This is a genomic window from Atopobium sp. BS2 (assembly GCF_000565075.1).
GTDB lineage: Bacteria > Actinomycetota > Coriobacteriia > Coriobacteriales > Atopobiaceae > Lancefieldella.
In genome coordinates this window covers 1-16,116 of the sequence record NZ_JDFG01000028.1, presented here as the reverse complement: position 1 = coordinate 16,116, position 16,116 = coordinate 1, and the positions used below count along the sequence as shown (strand labels likewise).

The 16,116-nt window shown below is 55.2% G+C and carries 15 protein-coding genes; 2 read left to right on the top strand and 13 right to left on the bottom strand.

What is annotated here, in order from left to right; translation table 11 throughout:
• Window positions 1–125: 125 nt before the first annotated feature.
• The 9 genes from HMPREF1492_RS03040 to HMPREF1492_RS03000 all read right to left on the bottom strand — a co-directional run bounded on the left by HMPREF1492_RS03040 (window position 126) and on the right by HMPREF1492_RS03000 (window position 9,902).
• On the bottom strand, window positions 126–1,874 hold the full coding sequence (locus tag HMPREF1492_RS03040; protein ID WP_035435784.1) for an ABC transporter ATP-binding protein: 1,749 nt from the start codon (window positions 1,872–1,874) through the stop codon (window positions 126–128).
• Entirely contained in the window at window positions 1,871–3,838 is a 1,968-nt protein-coding gene (locus tag HMPREF1492_RS03035) for an ABC transporter ATP-binding protein (protein ID WP_232215601.1), read from the bottom strand. The genes HMPREF1492_RS03040 and HMPREF1492_RS03035 overlap by 4 nt, the downstream gene beginning before the upstream one ends.
• Before the next feature lie 4 nt (window positions 3,839–3,842).
• Window positions 3,843–4,820 carry a helix-turn-helix domain-containing protein gene (locus HMPREF1492_RS03030; RefSeq protein WP_035435782.1) on the bottom strand — a complete coding sequence of 326 codons (978 nt, stop codon included), beginning with the start codon at window positions 4,818–4,820 and terminating at the stop codon, window positions 3,843–3,845.
• Between the two features lie 11 nt (window positions 4,821–4,831).
• Window positions 4,832–6,316 carry an ABC transporter ATP-binding protein gene (locus HMPREF1492_RS03025; RefSeq protein ID WP_232215600.1) on the bottom strand — a complete coding sequence of 495 codons (1,485 nt, stop codon included), beginning with the start codon at window positions 6,314–6,316 and terminating at the stop codon, window positions 4,832–4,834.
• Window positions 6,313–6,999 carry an energy-coupling factor transporter transmembrane component T gene (locus HMPREF1492_RS03020; protein ID WP_051479376.1) on the bottom strand — a complete coding sequence of 229 codons (687 nt, stop codon included), beginning with the start codon at window positions 6,997–6,999 and terminating at the stop codon, window positions 6,313–6,315. Before HMPREF1492_RS03020 ends, HMPREF1492_RS03025 begins: the two co-directional genes overlap by 4 nt.
• The gene (locus HMPREF1492_RS03015) at window positions 6,999–7,673 is read right to left on the bottom strand and encodes an MptD family putative ECF transporter S component (protein ID WP_084054970.1); all 675 of its coding nucleotides are present in this window, start codon (window positions 7,671–7,673) and stop codon (window positions 6,999–7,001) included. The genes HMPREF1492_RS03020 and HMPREF1492_RS03015 overlap by 1 nt, the downstream gene beginning before the upstream one ends.
• A gap of 594 nt (window positions 7,674–8,267) precedes the next feature.
• Window positions 8,268–8,969, bottom strand: a complete 702-nt coding sequence (locus HMPREF1492_RS03010; protein ID WP_035435781.1) for a DUF1648 domain-containing protein — start codon at window positions 8,967–8,969, stop codon at window positions 8,268–8,270.
• 29 nt (window positions 8,970–8,998) lie between these two features.
• On the bottom strand, window positions 8,999–9,274 hold the full coding sequence (locus tag HMPREF1492_RS03005) for a GrpB family protein (protein ID WP_232215599.1): 276 nt from the start codon (window positions 9,272–9,274) through the stop codon (window positions 8,999–9,001).
• A gap of 100 nt (window positions 9,275–9,374) precedes the next feature.
• Entirely contained in the window at window positions 9,375–9,902 is a 528-nt protein-coding gene (locus HMPREF1492_RS03000; RefSeq protein ID WP_051479375.1) for a nucleoside deaminase, read from the bottom strand.
• Between the two features lie 355 nt (window positions 9,903–10,257).
• On the opposite strand from HMPREF1492_RS03000, the gene HMPREF1492_RS02995 reads away from it, so the two are divergent.
• Together HMPREF1492_RS02995 and HMPREF1492_RS02990 are read left to right on the top strand one after the other, a co-directional pair.
• Window positions 10,258–10,806 (top strand): RNA polymerase sigma factor, encoded by a 549-nt coding sequence (locus HMPREF1492_RS02995; RefSeq protein WP_051479374.1) that lies wholly within the window; start codon window positions 10,258–10,260, stop codon window positions 10,804–10,806.
• Complete coding sequence (locus tag HMPREF1492_RS02990; protein WP_035435779.1) at window positions 10,799–11,866, top strand: hypothetical protein; 1,068 nt, start codon at window positions 10,799–10,801, stop codon at window positions 11,864–11,866. The genes HMPREF1492_RS02995 and HMPREF1492_RS02990 overlap by 8 nt, the downstream gene beginning before the upstream one ends.
• A 37-nt stretch (window positions 11,867–11,903) precedes the next feature.
• Here HMPREF1492_RS02990 and HMPREF1492_RS02985 read toward each other — a convergent pair whose 3' ends face one another.
• The 4 genes from HMPREF1492_RS02985 to HMPREF1492_RS07755 all read right to left on the bottom strand — a co-directional run.
• Complete coding sequence (locus tag HMPREF1492_RS02985; protein ID WP_035435777.1) at window positions 11,904–13,229, bottom strand: ATP-binding protein; 1,326 nt, start codon at window positions 13,227–13,229, stop codon at window positions 11,904–11,906.
• A gap of 358 nt (window positions 13,230–13,587) precedes the next feature.
• Entirely contained in the window at window positions 13,588–14,964 is a 1,377-nt protein-coding gene (locus HMPREF1492_RS02980) for a hypothetical protein (RefSeq protein ID WP_035435774.1), read from the bottom strand.
• Window positions 14,965–14,978: 14 nt separating this feature from the next.
• Entirely contained in the window at window positions 14,979–15,353 is a 375-nt protein-coding gene (locus tag HMPREF1492_RS02975; RefSeq protein WP_035435772.1) for a GntR family transcriptional regulator, read from the bottom strand.
• A 553-nt stretch (window positions 15,354–15,906) separates the two neighbouring features.
• Window positions 15,907–16,116, bottom strand: a 210-nt coding sequence (locus HMPREF1492_RS07755) for a hypothetical protein (RefSeq protein WP_232215598.1), incomplete at its 5' end; no start/stop codon positions are given.

Below are 16,116 nucleotides of genomic sequence, written 5' to 3'. Positions count from 1 at the left end.
TCACTGGTATTTAGTGTCCCACATACACGCTGATTTCATGCTGATAACAACAAAAAATGAACCCATTTGATACAAATCATCAAACGGACGTGTTGCAATGCCTGAACTTCCCTGACGGCCTGCGACTATCCTATCTTCCACCCTTCCGCCTCGGCACGTGCCTCAACAAAGCGCCGGTACACACCTTCTTGCGCGAGAAGCTCCTCATGGGTCCCCCTCTGAACGACGGTACCATCCTCTACCACAAGGATCTGGTCGGCATGTTCGATAGTCGCAAGCCTGTGTGCTATGACCACCACGGTCTTCTCGCGCGTAAGTTCCGTAAGTGCCTGTTGGATAAGCTGTTCGTTCTCCGGATCGATTGAAGCCGTCGCCTCATCAAGCACCACGATAGGGGCATCCTTGAGCAACGCCCGGGCAATCGAGATGCGCTGGCGCTCTCCCCCGGAAAGGCTTGCGCCTCCCTCGCCCACAATCGTGTCATAACCGTTGGGCAGGGCGCTGATAAAATCGTGACACCGTGCGCGTTTGGCAGCTTCGACCACCTGCTCATGCGTTGCGCCGGCAGTCCCAAACGCAATGTTGGCCTCCAGGGTGTCATTGAACAGGTAGACATCTTGGAACACCATCGAGAAATTCCTCAACAGGCTGTCCACCGTGAATTCACGGACGTCGTGGCCGCCGACACGCACCGCCCCGCTATCGACGTCGTAGAAGCGCGCCATAAGGCTGGATATCGTGGTCTTCCCTGAACCGCTTGGACCCACGATGGCGCAGGTCGTCCCCTGGGGTATGTCAAACGTGACGTCGTGGAGGACCTCTCGCTCCCCGTAGGAAAAGCAGACCTTGTCGAATCCGATGCCGTATGAGTCCAGTTTGACATCGCTGCCGTCGGCATCGATAAACTCGGCATCCTCAATGGCTTCGATGCGGTCAAGGGAATCACTGAGGTCGGCAAATATGTGGGCGGAGTCGGTCAGGCGCTCAATGGAGCCAAAGATTGTTGCCGAGAAGAGCGCGATACCGAAAAACTCCCACAACTGGAGACTCCCTGCGACAAGCGCAGAGACCGCCGCAACGACAAGGGTGACGGACGCCACCTCAAGTATGAGCTTATGGGTGACGTTAGGGGGCGTGTACCCAAGCTCGATGTCAATGCGAGCACGGCGAAGATCGTCAACCGAGGATGTATAAGGTCGCAGTACAGACCTATTCGTCCCGTATGATTTTGCCGTCCCAAGGCCACGGTACAGTTCGACGACTGCACCAGACAGGCGCTCTGTCGCCGTCTTGGCAGCAGGTGTGAGACGGGCTGCGGCCCGGTTCACGGCAATCAGGGTAAATGAGACCAGAAGGATCGCAAAGAGCGAGATCGCCCCACAAAGAGGGCTCGCCCTAAAAAGCCAGAGTGTGATGATGGCGGCCGAGACATACCCTTCCAGAGCCCCGTCGATCCGCCGTACTCCCTCAAGTTCGAGCATGTTGAGGTTGGTGGTGACGCCGGTAAGGATGTCGCCAATCTTCATCTGCTGGAAATACCCGAGGGGCACACGCTTGAGCACATCGCCGACGGCGAGGCGCTCGTCCGCCGCAGTCTCGTAGCCGACACTCTCTTGAATATGGGATTTGAGCACGGTAAATATGAACCTGATGACAACACAGGCCGCTATGGCGAGAAGAGAGACCCATATGAGCTGGGAGTCTATGGGCGCCTCCCCGCGTGCGTCTGCGACAAGGCTGCCAAGGACCCAAGCCGCTATGAACGTCGGTGAGGCGGTGGCAACGGCAATGACGACAGAAAGTAGAAAGCCTGCATAGACACGGCCTTTTCGACTGCCGACCCATGCCATGATACGTTTGAACGACCTGATCATCGTACGTCACCTTCCCTCTGGGACTCCCCGTGGGATTCCCCGTGAGATCTTCCATAAAGCTCCTCAGGAGATCCCTCGCTGGATTCCCCGTGAGATCCAGCCGCCCATGTACCGGCACCGATATGGGCACTCCACATCCGTGCATAGAGGGGGCACCTCTCGAGAAGTTCTTCATGGGTCCCCTGCGCAACGATGCGCCCATCATCAACTACACAGATGTTGTCCGCCGAGACGATCGTCGACAGGCGGTGTGCAATGACAATGAGCGTCTTTCCTTCCGCGAGACGGGCGACAGAACGCTGGATGTGTGCTTCGTTCTCGGGGTCTGCAAAGGCCGTGGCCTCGTCGAACACCACAACGGGTGCGTCCTTCAAGATCGCACGGGCGATGCAGATGCGTTGACGCTCCCCGCCGGAAAGTGCGTGACCCGCCTCTCCCGCAGGCGTATCCCAACCGTAAGGCAGGCGGTTGACGAACTCGTCGCAGCTTGCCGCGGCCGCCGCCGCGCCCACCTCATCGTCAGAAGCACCGGGCTTACCTAAGGCAACGTTCTCGCGCAGGGTCCCGTCAAGCAGGAAGTCGTCTTGAGACACGTAACTCACCAGCGAGGAGAGCTGGGAGAGAGGCATGTCCCTCACGTCTGTGCCACCGATGGAGACGCCGCCCTCCCCGACATCCCAATGGCGGGCGATAAGCCGTGCCATCGTGGACTTGCCTGAACCGCTGGGGCCGACAAGTGCCGTAAACGTCCCGGCGGGCGCATCGAAGGAGATATCGTGGAGTACCTCGGTCTTCCCGTCGTAGGAGAAACGGACGTGGGAGAGGCGCACGCCATACCCATGTACCACAACGGCTTCGGTGGGTTGGGAGAGCTCGGGGAGCTTGAGAAAGGCCTGTGCATCGGCAATGACATACGACATGAGGTTCATCTCGTTGAAACTCGTCCCCAAATAGGTGACGGGCATCACGATTGCCATTGCGAGGACACATGCAAGTGCAAACTGCGCCACAGTAAGGGACCCTCCCAGATAAAGCGCGATACCCACAGGCACCACACCTAAAAGCGTCGTCGGCAGGAGCGAGAGGGCAAGCCCCATCGACACCCTCGATGTCCTCATCCATGCCACCGTATAATCGCAAAAGCCCCGAACGGCCTGTGCGAACTTCTCGTAGGAACTTGTAGCTTGGTTGAATGCCTTGACCACACGGATGCCCTCGATATATTCGACCACAACGGAGTTGACGTGATCCTGCTCGGCCATATAGCCGCCGTACATCTTGTAATAGCTCTGCATGCTAAGGGTCATCACCAGAAGGGTGATCGGCACGGTGGCAACGGCCGCCAGTGCAAGGCGCCAGTCGATAAGGACAAGCCAGACGGCAATGGCGACGGCCAAAAGCATGTTGGCGGAGAGCTCCGGGACCATATGCGCAAGGGGGACTTCAATCTGCTCGATACGGTCGACGATGACGTCCTTGAGTTCACCGACGGAGGTCGCCTGTGCCGTTCCCAGCGAGGCGCCCATGAGTCTCTCTGCAATATCATCGCGTAACCCGGCCAGGATTGTATAGGCGGCGATATGCGAGTTCATAGTGGAGACGGCAAAGAGGAGCTGTTTGGCTAGATATCCTATGCCTGCAAGCGCGGCCCATCCAAACACGGCATCCCATGCAAATGTGCCCCCGACACTCACGACGACAAGATCGATGATCCGATAGACGGCATAAAACGGGACGAGGCCCGAGAAGACACTTATGACCGATGCAGCCTCCGCGACTATCATGCGTCCCCGACAGCGCGATACATAGGAGAGCAAAGTCTTAAGCCAACCGGACGTATCTTTGTGCGTATGGTCGACAGACCTCGGGTTACCGCCTGTCTGGCCCTTTTGGCCCATCCGGCCCTTCTCGCCCGTCTGGCCGATTTGGCCCTTCGCGGCTACCTGGGTTTTCTTGTCTGCCATGACATCACCCTCTCTTTCCCTCATGGAGCCTGTAGGCTGTTGGTGTCAGCCCCATGGACTCCTTGAATGCCGCCGTAAACTTGGACGGACTGTCATACCCGACTATGCCGGCAATGTCTGCAATGGGGAGGTCTCCCGAAAGGAGCAGTTCGGAAGCCCTCTCCATCCGGCATGACTTAAGATAGCCATACGGCGGCATACCATAGACCCCCTTGAAGCAATCCTTGAACCCGGTCAGGGAGAGCCCCACTTCCTGCGCTAGTTCACGTACGGTATGCGCGACCGAAAGGTCGGCGATCATGATGTCGCGCGCCCTCTTGACCTTCTCGACCCGGACGCTCTCAAAATAGTCGATGTGCTGGGAACCCTCGCTATAGTCGACATCTGCAAGGAGCAGGAGCAACTCAAGGGCTTTGATTTGGGCATAAGGTCTGAGAAACGCAGGTTTGGTCCCATAGAGGCTTGCGAGGAGCCTCTCGGCAGGCTGGAAATCGTGCAGCACGTAAGGAGGATGCTTCCGACAGAACTTCTCGCGAAGCATACGGGGACTCCCCGGGAACCCGTCAAGCAAGCGCGGAAGAGAATCCTCACAGATCTCTATATCAAAGTTGAAAGTAACTCCACGGTAGTGCTCGGTCGGGAAGACATAGATGCCGGCATGGTTCGCGAAGTCGGAGATCTTAAGGTCGCCCGTCGAGATATATGAGAATACGCCGCCCGGCATCCTCTGCTCAATGCGTCCCGCAGAGCAATGATTGATGCCCAGATAACGGCCTTCCGGAGCTGCAAAGTCCGTGGTGCACCCCGCCATATCGAAATCGTTGTACGTAAAGTAGACCCCAGGGAGAACGCTTGTGAACAGCATCCTGCCCTCTCCAGTCTCATTTCTGACATCGACAACCTGCCAGCCGTCCTCAGTTGAGACGGAGATGTCGGCATCGTGCTCAACACCGCGTAAAAACCGCTTCATATCGTCCGACATGATGCCTCGCTTTACGAATTCGATTCTTGCTCGAGGCTGTATACGCGATCGCAGGTCCGCACCAAGAACTCGACATCATGCGTGGTCACGATGACGCAGGCTCCTTGGGCGGCGATTCCTTTGATCAGCACACCTGCCTCGATCATGTGCCTAAGATCCAGGCCGCTTGTCGGCTCGTCGAGCAAGACGACGGGTCGACCGGCAAGTATGGCATCTGCCATGGCAAGCCGCTGCCTCTGCCCTCCCGAAAGCGACATGGGATGTCTGTCGGAGAGGGCGAGAAGGTCGAGGGCTCCCAAAACCTCCCCGATCTTCCCCGCATCGGGACACGACAGCTCGCAATCTCCCCACACGCTGTCGCTAAAGAGCTGGTGGTTGACGTCTTGCATGACCATCGAACAGACCTTGCGCCTTTGACGGCGGGGCACTTCGGCGGCATCTAAAAAGAACCCCCCGCCCGTCCTGCGCTCAAGGCCCGCCAAGCCCCGCAGGAGCGTTGACTTGCCAGAACCGTTGGCACCGACAAGACCTACAATCTCACCAGGACAGATATCGAGGTTAAGGGGGCTGAATACAGGCTCGCCATGACGGAGGACCGTGAAGTTGCGGAGGGACACCCCGCGCTTTTTAGGCGCGGCGGAAAAACTGACCGGCCGCTCAACGGAAAAGGCCGGGAGGGAGGCCGGATTGACGATCCTGAGACCAAGCGAGGCGCGCTCTTTCTCCGATAGCCCCATGAGCTCTCTAGAAGACATACTCCGCTTTATGCGGCCATCCTCAAGAAGCACGGCCCTGTCGATGATGCCGTGCAAGAACGCCAGGCGATGCTCGGCGACGATGACGGTCTTCCCCAATGCGACCACGCCGGCAATCTGACGCCGGAGCACGTCGATGGCGGCAGCATCGAGGTTGGCGGTCGGCTCGTCGAGTACATAGACATCTGGGTCCGCCACGGCAACCGATGCAAAGGCCAATGCCTGTTTCTCTCCCCCACTCATCTTTGAGACATCCCTGTGAAGGAGCCTTTGAATGCCCATCTCCGAGACCACCTCTGAACGACGCCTCTCAATGCGTCCCACATCGGCGCCGGCATTCTCAAGACCGAAGACAAGCTCGTCGTCCGAAGTCAAGTGATAGAACTGCGATTTGGGGTTTTGAAATACCGAACCCACACGTTTTGCGAGTTCATACGTTTCACAGGTTCCGGGCACAAGGCCGCAGACCCTCACCGCCCCAACGAGCCCTATCCCCAACTCAAAGGATGGAATGAGCCCGTTGATGCATTTTGTCAGTGTCGTCTTGCCCATACCCGAAGGCCCGCACAGAAGCACGCATTCTCCCTGGCGGACGTCAAGGGAGACATCATCCAAGATCTTCTCGCCTTGCGGGATGCATCGTACGGTACCTTGCGCCGTGGTTTGCGGCATATCCTGAGGCGTGGCTTGCGGCTCGCCCTGAGCCATGCAGGTCACACGGTCCATCTCAATGATGTTCATCGTGCGCCTCCGAAAAGTGTGTATAGACAGACTGCAAGCCCTACGGTAAGCACAGCCCAATCCGCAATCCCCATATGCAATCGCTCGGTATCGGCACGTGGGGCGGGATTCTCAATGCCGCGGCAGACTGCCGCACGAGAGAGCTCGTCCGCCGTAGTCGTCGCCGACATCATGAGCGGCACTACAAATGCCTCTGCCTTCTCAGACAGAGGAACATCCCTGAGACGCATGGCGTCACGGATATGGCTTGCCTCCTGTCGAAACGTGGGAAGATAGCGAAGCCCCGTCGCAAAGGGAACCAACACGGCTTCGGGAACGGAAAGCCTTCTCATCGCCGCAACTATACGATGGACGGAATTCTCCCTCGCAAGCAGCGAAGCCGCCATGACCGCCGCAAACGTCCTTCTCCAGAGAGTGAAACAGAAGGCGAACATGCCGAGAAATGCCGCGGCCTCAAAGGCAAACGCATAGTCGAGCAGCCAGATTACCGCAGCAAAACCCGCAAGATAGCCGACGGCCATCCAAGGATGCCCACAGAGCGCCTGCAACAGTGCCAGCCAAACCACAGTAGCGGCCTCAAGCCAAAATGGCTTGGGAACAAACGCGACGAGCGTCGTCGTGATGACAAGCCCCATCTGGGTCCGAGGATCGAGGGCAAGAAGCCCTTCTCCCTTCCGCTTCATCAGGCAAGACCTGCTTTGAGAAAGTGCTTCTTGAAAAGGGCCCTGGTGAGAAATACCCCGATAACTGCGCCAACAAGGGTGAAACCGATGCACAGCACCATGAAGGGCGGAGCGGCCACCGCCTCGCATGCCGCGACATATTCTGCCTGCATACCCATGCCGCTGATCTTGACCATGAACTGGTCGTGGAAGAGCCACATCGGCAGAGGCGATGACATCCATCCAAGCGAGAAAAACATGAAGGCCACGGCATTGCCCCACCAACTCCTGTATCCGGTGGCCCAACGGATGGCTTCTGCAACAAGTGCGCCACCGAAGAACAGGCCGAACGCCAGGATGAAATAGCCCATCATGGCACAGAAGATCGCCATGACCGTACCCATGATGAGAATGGCTCCCGGCTTCTGTACGCGGGCGCAGAGCAGCATAAACGGAATGCTGCCGAGAATCGCCGCGAGGCCGGGGAAGAGCACCCAGATGAATGGTGAGATACCCGAAATGAACATCGGAATCATCGTGAGGATGAAGTACAGGGCGAAGAAGATGCCCGTGGTGATGAGGTCGCGGCCCTTGAGCATCTTTCCGGTGTTTCGATCGGCGTTTTGTCCGGCATCTTGTTTGACATTGCCGCGGACGGGAGTGGTATCCGCATTGCCGTTAGAAACGTGAGACATGGAGATATCCTTTCCGAACACGTCAACTCACGTGTTCTTTACGACATGAACCTGTAGCGGAATCTATAGCAGGGTCTATAGTCCCTATAGCTCTATAACCCTAATGTTAGATACAACTAACTTCACTCCATGCTAAAACAAATCCTGAACCTTAGATACTCTATTCGGCCGGAATTGCTCCATTTGGCCATCAATGTTTCATCGGATACTCGCGGCAGAAGTCAGTATTTGCTCTCAAAGGCTGCTAGAAGGTGGCAACTACCCAAGACTGCTAAAGAATCATGACCATTAGGTATCCGCCGCTAGGAAATGCCGACCATTAGGTAGATTTGGCCCCTTTCGAGGCACTTCTCGCCGTGAAAATACCTAATGGTCGCGGTATTTTAGCGGATTTCGGAAAACCTTTGGCGAGAAGAGGAATTAGACACCAAGTACAACTTACTTCTTGAGGCCCTCCAGTCGGATAGGTCGTACAACTAGCCAGTGTTGGTGCCTGTGGTGCCTGTCTTCGGACTTCTTCTTCGAACCTCTTCTTCGGACTTGTCTTCGGACTTGTCTTCGGACTTCTCTTCGGCCCCTTAGACACATCCCTCGTCACAAGGACCCCTCTTGTTGGTTGCGATAAGAAGAGACCGAGATAAGCACTGCCGGCACGATAATCATTACAGACATCAACAGTAAGGCGGCATGCCCTCTCAGAAAGCCGGTGCCACAGAACAGAAGGATCGTCGCTCCCGCCAGAATAAGGAGGCCCTTGGCATAGGCACTGTTGAGTCGCCTTAATCTAGAAGACGCGTTCACGGAACCTATCGGAAAAACAACTCCCAATAGAATAAAAACTAAGCCGTCTATGATGTAAAAGAGAGTCATCCCGTAGGATTGGAGTGTTATGGGTTCTCCTGCCTGCAATGACAGGTAGGTATGCACAAGGGACAGGGCAGAGAACGAGAACAGGGCGATTGTCAAAAAAGCGATCGCAAGTCTTCTGTTCCTTACGATAAAGTGAGAGTTTGCTCCATCTGTGTTATTTGCGCCGTTCATATCATCTGAATCCCGCTTAAACGCGTAGACTGCCAACATAAGACCAGATATCAGGCATATTGTAGGAACAATAAGAAGCTCCCATTTCTGTCCCCATCGGTCAATAGAGTCCGCCGACCAATGGGCCGGTATCAACTGGGGAATCGAATTCCACATGACAGACAGAACGACCGTAGGCACCAACGAGAGAAGAACCGCCAATGAGCCCATGGCTTTATCGAAATACCTTTTATCTGCCCGCATGAGTCTTGCCATCTCCTCTTTTGCCACATAGATTACGGTGACTAGTCCGTTTCTCTCGTTCTGGTTGCATATCTGTCGCCGTAGGCAAGATGCGCAAGATCGGTACAGCGCTTGATGAAGTCGCCTTTCGCATCCGTGTAGGCATCCCTGTTGTACTCAAACTTCTTCCAGAGTGAGAGCTTCAGGAGCTGGTAATTCTCGGCATCTTCAGGATGATCGCACAGGTAATCGCGGAAATAGAGCTCATCGTTATCCCCGGTAAGACGCAGATGAAGGTGGAAGACCCTATCGGCAAACCCCTCTTCGGTATACTTCAAGCTTTTTTGGCATGTCTCTCCCCCTCTGTTATAAAAGTACCCCTTGGTGATCGTAACGAAGATGCCCTGACCTTAAAAGCCCTGACTTTACCTTAACTCCCTACTCACCCCAATAGCCCACATGGGCCGCAGCCGCCTCTTCAATCAGCTCTGGAAATGGTCCTATAACCTCGATATTCTTTTGACTTGAGGCAAAGATGCTCCGAGCGGGCATATCCATAGTGGGGTTTTGCTCGCTGCTTCCCGTCATGGCAAGAAGGTCACGCTCCGTCATGGCAAAGACCACACGACCGATGTTTGCCCAGTAAATAGCACCCACACACATAGCACAAGGTTCGGCCGTTGTATAAAGCATGCACTGCCAAAGATAGTCGCGGTCAAATTCGTGCGAAGCCCAATCTGCCAGCATGGTCTCGGCATGTGCAATGCAGCGATGCTCGGTAATTTTGACGTTCTCCTGTTCAAGCACGATATTCTTGTGTTCGTCTACCAGGATGTCGCCAAACAGAGTGTTCCCGTGTGAGCGGGAATCTCTTGAAACCTTGATTGTCCTGCGGAGAAATGCCACGTCCTCTTCATGGGTAAAGTGAGCCCTGCGAGGAGTCTCCCAAGACGGTTCCTTATCCATACATGTCTCCCCCTCGAAAGGACGACCAAACCCAATACCGTATATCTTGTCGCCCCTATATCTCGATGCCTCATACCTCATGCCATGAAGTTCTGATGCCACGCTTTCCGATGGCATCCCGATGGCATCCCTATACGCCAGTCTACACTAGTCAATTTGCGAAATATCTTGTTCATGTAATGGAACGTTTCCCTCTTTTCGCGCATATTAAAGGTGAGGGGAGGCGATTATCATCGAGACTCGAAAGCAAGGCGGAGGCAATAGGGCAAGAAAGGACGGCCACACCATCGACAGTCTTCATGCCGACAGCAACCTTCGCAATGACAGCAGCAGCGAGGAGTTCATCCGACAGGCGATGGACAGATGGGGCGGGACCGTCTATCTCGTGGCGCTCAACCAGACCCGCTCGGTCGCAGACGCACAAGACGTCGCACAGGATGTATTCATCAGGCTACTTACCAGCAACACGGTCTTCTCGAGTGAAGAACATCTCAAGGCGTGGCTGCTGCGGGTGACCATCAACAGATGTCACGAGCTGCATCGGGCACCCTGGAACAGCCGGGTCGAGGCCATAGATGCAACAGACACGCTAGAGACCTCACAAAATGGGCCGTCACCCCAGATGACAGATGCCCGGGCGGTATATCCCGCAAACGAGGTAATGGACGAGGTGCTCGGAAGGCTTGAGGCAAATGCCTTGTGGCAGGCCATCGGGCAGTTGCCCGAAAAACTGAGGGAAGTCGTGCTTCTCCACTATATCGAGGATTATCCGACACATGAGATCGCCCACATCTTGGGGTGCTCGCCGACGACCGTCCGCACAAGGCTGTATCGCGCCCGCAGGCAGATACGGTCGCTACTTGAAGAAACTTCCAACTTGAGACAGGAGGATAGCTATGCATAAGCCGACTCATACCAGTTCACACCACAGCCCCAACCCAATGGATGAGCTTAAAATGATTTCCAAGGAAGCCAAGCTCCCCTACACCGTAAGAGAAAAGGTATTGCGAGAAGCTCGTGCAATTGATGCCAAGGTCTCTGCCGAGACAGATGCTTCTCGCCACGTACCACAGCACGGGCTATCAATGCAGGCTGATTCCCCACCACAGCACAAACTGACGATGACCCGACGCAGATTTTTCTATGTCGGCGGCATAGCCGCAGCAGCGGGAGCAGTCTTTGTGGGGCTTGGGATCTTTGGGGGTTCCTCAGGCGGGAATTTCTTCACCCTCAAGGCTTTCGCCCAAGAAACACCGGACGAGAGCGGGGCAGTGGTGCCCCTGCCGACAGAAACCCTCAGCGCACTAGGGTCTTTCAGTGGCGGGGACCATTCAGTATGGTCAGTTACCCATGATATCGACCTCTCGTGCTCAACAAGAAACGTTGCAAGTCTCACCTATTCTCTTGAGGGAGACTACGCCAGTCTGCCCAACGACAACACGTATACCGATACTCATATCTACTTCGATTCCCTCGTAAAGGACCAGGCAGAAGACGGTCCCGCAGGCGAAAGCGGCTTGGATTTCACCGTGGGGGACTTTCAGCAGAATGACGAGAAGAACCTGACCCGCAGCATAAGGGCTTCATTTGTCGATGACGGCACAATCCAAGCCCTCAGCGATTGGCTTTTTCAGGTCACCGACACATCGTCCGACGAAGAACTATGGCAATACGAGAAGGACCATAACCGTTTGCAAGTCGCCCTTGAGAAGCGCTTCTCTGAGACCCTCGCTAAGACGGCCTTCGTGGCAACTGTTACATTTGCGGATGGAAGTACCCAGACAAAATCCTATGTCATCACGCCCGTTGACAACTTTGAGCAGCTCTATACAGAGTGGCTTGACTCGTCCATCCGAGCAAATGTTACTCTCGCCAAAAACCCGAATAACCAGGAGGCAAAAGCTCAACTGGAAGGGCTTCTCGAAAGCGCGCCACATCTTTATGCCATCGCTGAAGTGAAATAGAGACCACAAATTGGTTCTTGGTCAGCCAGTTCCTGCGTCAGCCCAGTGCCATACCCATCATATAAATAGGGAGATACGTAACACCTTCGAAAGCTCCTGGAGTATCCACATTGCCGTCATGAAATACGTAGACATGTTCGAAGCTGTAGTTTTTTGTTGTTAGGAGATTGTCAAGCGCACTGTGGCGTCGATAGTTCTTACCACTCTTTATCTCACAGAGGTCGATGCCTCCTTGTTGCCCCTGAAGCACAAAATCAACCTCGCCTATCTTGGAGGAATTATAGTAGCGCAGTTCCCTTCCACACGCCCTGAATTCCTGGGCTGCCACATTCTCAAATATCGACCCAAAGTTTATGCTTGACCTTCTATTGAGGATATCGATATCGACATCCCCCATCATTTGGGCGGTAAGCAGGCCGACGTCATTTGCGTAAAGCTTCAGCATGTTTCGGTCCTCATGGGCGGCAAGGGGAAACGTCGGCTCATTGACTCGGAATGCCGGAAGAGCGACCCCTACGTGCTCAAGCCAGTCGAACGCGAACTCAAGGTTGGCAAACCTCAGACTCTTCCCCAGCCTTGCATATTTGAATCGCTTGTTCTCAGAATTCAACTGAGAAGGTATGGACTCGTATACCATTTGTACCTGGCGCGCCTCAAGCGTATCCGATACATACTTGGCCATGTCCATCTTGTACATGTTCACAATTCCCCTCTGCAGATTACGGGCTCGCAAGAGGTCGTTGTTGTCCACAAAGGCCTGCACAACGTCAGGCATACCGCCTACCAAAAGATACCGGTAAAAGGTATCCGTAAGCTTATCATGCAGATAATCAGGCACAGGGGTAAGGGATTCCATACAGGCAGAAACAGCTTCCAATGCCGTCTTGCCTATCCCACTTGCCCAGCAAAACTCCTCAAAATCAAGGGGATACAAGGTTACTTCCTGCAAAAAACCAACGGGAAGGGAGGAAATATTGGATACCTCAATCCCCAGCAGAGAGCCCGAAAGAATGTAATCGTAGTCGGTCCGTTCAAGGAGCATCTTGATCCAGGTGAGCAGGTCCGCACCACACTCCTGGATCTCGTCGAGGAAGACGAGGGTCTTTCCGGCCTCCAGTTCTTTCCCGCTGAGCACGGAAAGACGTAGAAGCAGGTCATCAGCATCAATCGCCCTCATGACCGTCTCTTTGGCAGTCTTGTTGTCGAAGAAGTTCACCTCGGCGAGGATCCCATAGTTGTCTGCGGCAAACTGCCTGACAAGGGTCGTCTTTCCTACCTGTCGGGCTCCTTTGACGAGAAGTGCCTGCTTCGTCTTGTATCGTTTCCAATCCTCCAGCCTTTGGTATGCCTTGCGTTTGAGCATGATTTCATCTCCCCATAGTAATTAACAAGTGAAATGCGTTTTTCACACTCTATGATACGCTTTCAGTTGCGTTTTTTACATCATTTTATAGTGGTTTTATTGCGTTTTTCGCACGCTAGGACAGTCTCTCGGTCGCGTTTTTTACACCCTGCACCCCTAGTCCACGTCCTCCCGGTGGTCCGCGATGTTGTCTCACCACGGGGCGTAATCAGGGTCAGAGTGACCTGTATCGTTTTTTTCGGACACGGGCATCCCAGATTCAAAACCCAGGAATCGTATATGCCCAGACAACCGAGAAAGCGAGGCAAGGCATGGGCAACAACAAGTACACCGACGAGTTTAGGCGCGAGAGGTCACACTATGCATCGACTAAGGCCGAGGGGACTTCCTCATAAACGGTCTCGGTCTGCGCCGTATCGCTCGCGCCCAGAAGGTAGGTTGTGCCGCTCCTCGTCCGCACGAGGAGCCAGGGGCCGACCTCGGGGTTCAGGCATACCTTGAGCGATCCGTACGCGTCACTTGAGAAGTTACCTTCGAGGAAGGTTTCACTCGCGCCACCAAACGTGCGCGTCATCTGGGGAAGTTGGTCAACCAGCTCCACAGACACCACGTCGGCCATGTCAATCTCATAGGTTGTGAGCAAGTGGTGTGCCCGAATCGTCTGCTCGCTCAACTCAAGCGTCACAGGAGTTCCAAATTCCTCCGCCATGAACGCTCCCGTCACGGGCAGGCAGAGCAGCGAGCAAGCGAGGGCCACTACAATCGCCTTTCCCGCCGGCCGTGCCAGGTTGATCGACGTGTTGATGCCCACGCGCTCGTTCACTATGAGCTCAGCATCGTCGGGGTTATAGTAGAAGATGCCAAAGATCCAGTGATCGTCCTCGTCCACGTAGAAGCCCTCGCCGCTGGCCTTTGTAAGACGCTCCTGCAGGCTGCGCACGCGCATCTCGGTTGCAAACGCCACGATTCCAAGGACCGTGCAGGGAAGCATCATACCGATAAAGTACAGATTGGTTGAACCCTGGAAGAGGAGCTGCGCCCAGCTCATGAATGCAAAAGACGCAGCCGCGACGAGGAACACCCTCGCCCAGGCGCGCCGGCGTATGCGCGTGAGCGTCTGCGTGAGGGCGGTGTTGTCGTCCACCACCTCGCTGCGATTGCGGTAACACCAACGGAAGATTGCCCACATCATGAGCACACATACGGCAAACAGCAGGTAGATTACTACGTTGTCACGGTCGAGCAGGACGGGGAGCAGGCTCGCCGCGCAGATGAGGACAAACCATATGCTCGAGACGCGCGGGTACGACTGCGCGGCCGCCCCAATATCGGCCACCGTCACGCGCTGGGCCGCGGCGCCTCTGGGCCGCCAGCCGCGCTCGTCCTTCAGGGCCGCGAGCCTGCGGTTGGTGAGCGCGTAGATTACCTCGGGCACGATACAGACCACAAGTATCCAGACGCTCCAGCAGAACATGCTCGACCCAGCCCACGCTCGTACCGTTCCTGTCGCCGCACCGCCAAGTGCCGCAGCCACGAGCACGATAGCGCACGCGAGCTGCAGGTGACGGTAGCTGGTAAGAAACGCCTTTACCTGCACGTCTTCCCGCGCCTCGCGCGGGAAAGTGACGCCGACGACAATGTTCTTCTTGAAGCGCGCGCTGTTCCTGAGCGTCCACCATATGAGGAGTGGAGTCCAGCTGCAGGAGAGCCATAGGATAGTCGCAGTGCTCATCATAAACTTCCTTACTTCTAGCGATACGCAATCTCATCCAGCAGGTGCTCGCAGAGCGCGAGAACCTCTTTGCCTGACATCCCACCGGCCACCAGCTCAGCCAGGCGCATCCGCAGCGCGTCCATGATGCCGGAATCGGGGTCCGAGCTGCCATCGGGCTCGCACACGAAGGTGCCACCCCTCCGGTCGCCGAGCACGTGTCCCTCCTGCTTGAGAAGCTGATAGGCCTTGCTCACCGTCATGGCGTTGACGCCGCACTCCGATGCGAGCGCCCGCACGGTCGGCAGGCGCTCGCCAGGCGCAAGCTCGCCTTCGGCGATGCCTCGCACAATCTGATCGCGGATCTGCTGGTAGATGGGTGCCGCGGTTGAGAAGTCCAGCTGCAGGAGCATGGTGTGAGCCTCCAACGATGTCTGTATCGTATGTATTACTCACAATAATACATACGATACAGACAAAGCTGCAAGCGCAGAGGAAAGCACAGTCCAAGCCGCTTCCGTCATCGCATCATTTCCCATTGTATGATCTGTACCTACAGTAGATCTGCCTTGGTAGAATCGGGGTCCGGCCATGCCCTCCCATTAAGAGCTCGTCTTCGACACGAGCGCTCAACTCCTCGGCGCAGAAATTGACCGGATAGCGAGAAGCAAGAGATCGCCGAGAAGGGCGGACTCCTGGGTGGCGGACATCCGCGCCCGCATCCGCGTTGCGCGCTCCGTCACGAAACTCTAAACAAACAAAATGAAAAACGTTACCTCAGGCTACTCATAGATCTCGCTTTAGACAAAGTCTGATCGCGAACGTACGCAAGTAACCGTACAAGCACAACAATGCAAAGCCCTGCTGCAAGCACAGTTTCAACAGTAGCTATTCCGTCGAGCCATTGAAGAGGCTGGCCGAGTCCAGCTAGGTATGCCGACGTCTGCGTACGCGCAACAACACAAATTACAAAGGGAAAAGTAAATGCGGCATGACTGGGAAAGAACGGTTTTGTAAGACACCTGATGCACCACACAAAAGAAACCACATAAATAATTGAAGCGATTGCCAGCATAACCAAAAGAAACGGTACAGACTTTGACGAAATAGATTGAATATATCCCGCAATGCAAAGACTTGTTGGAGCTGCATAAATACAAGCGAGCGACTCAGCAG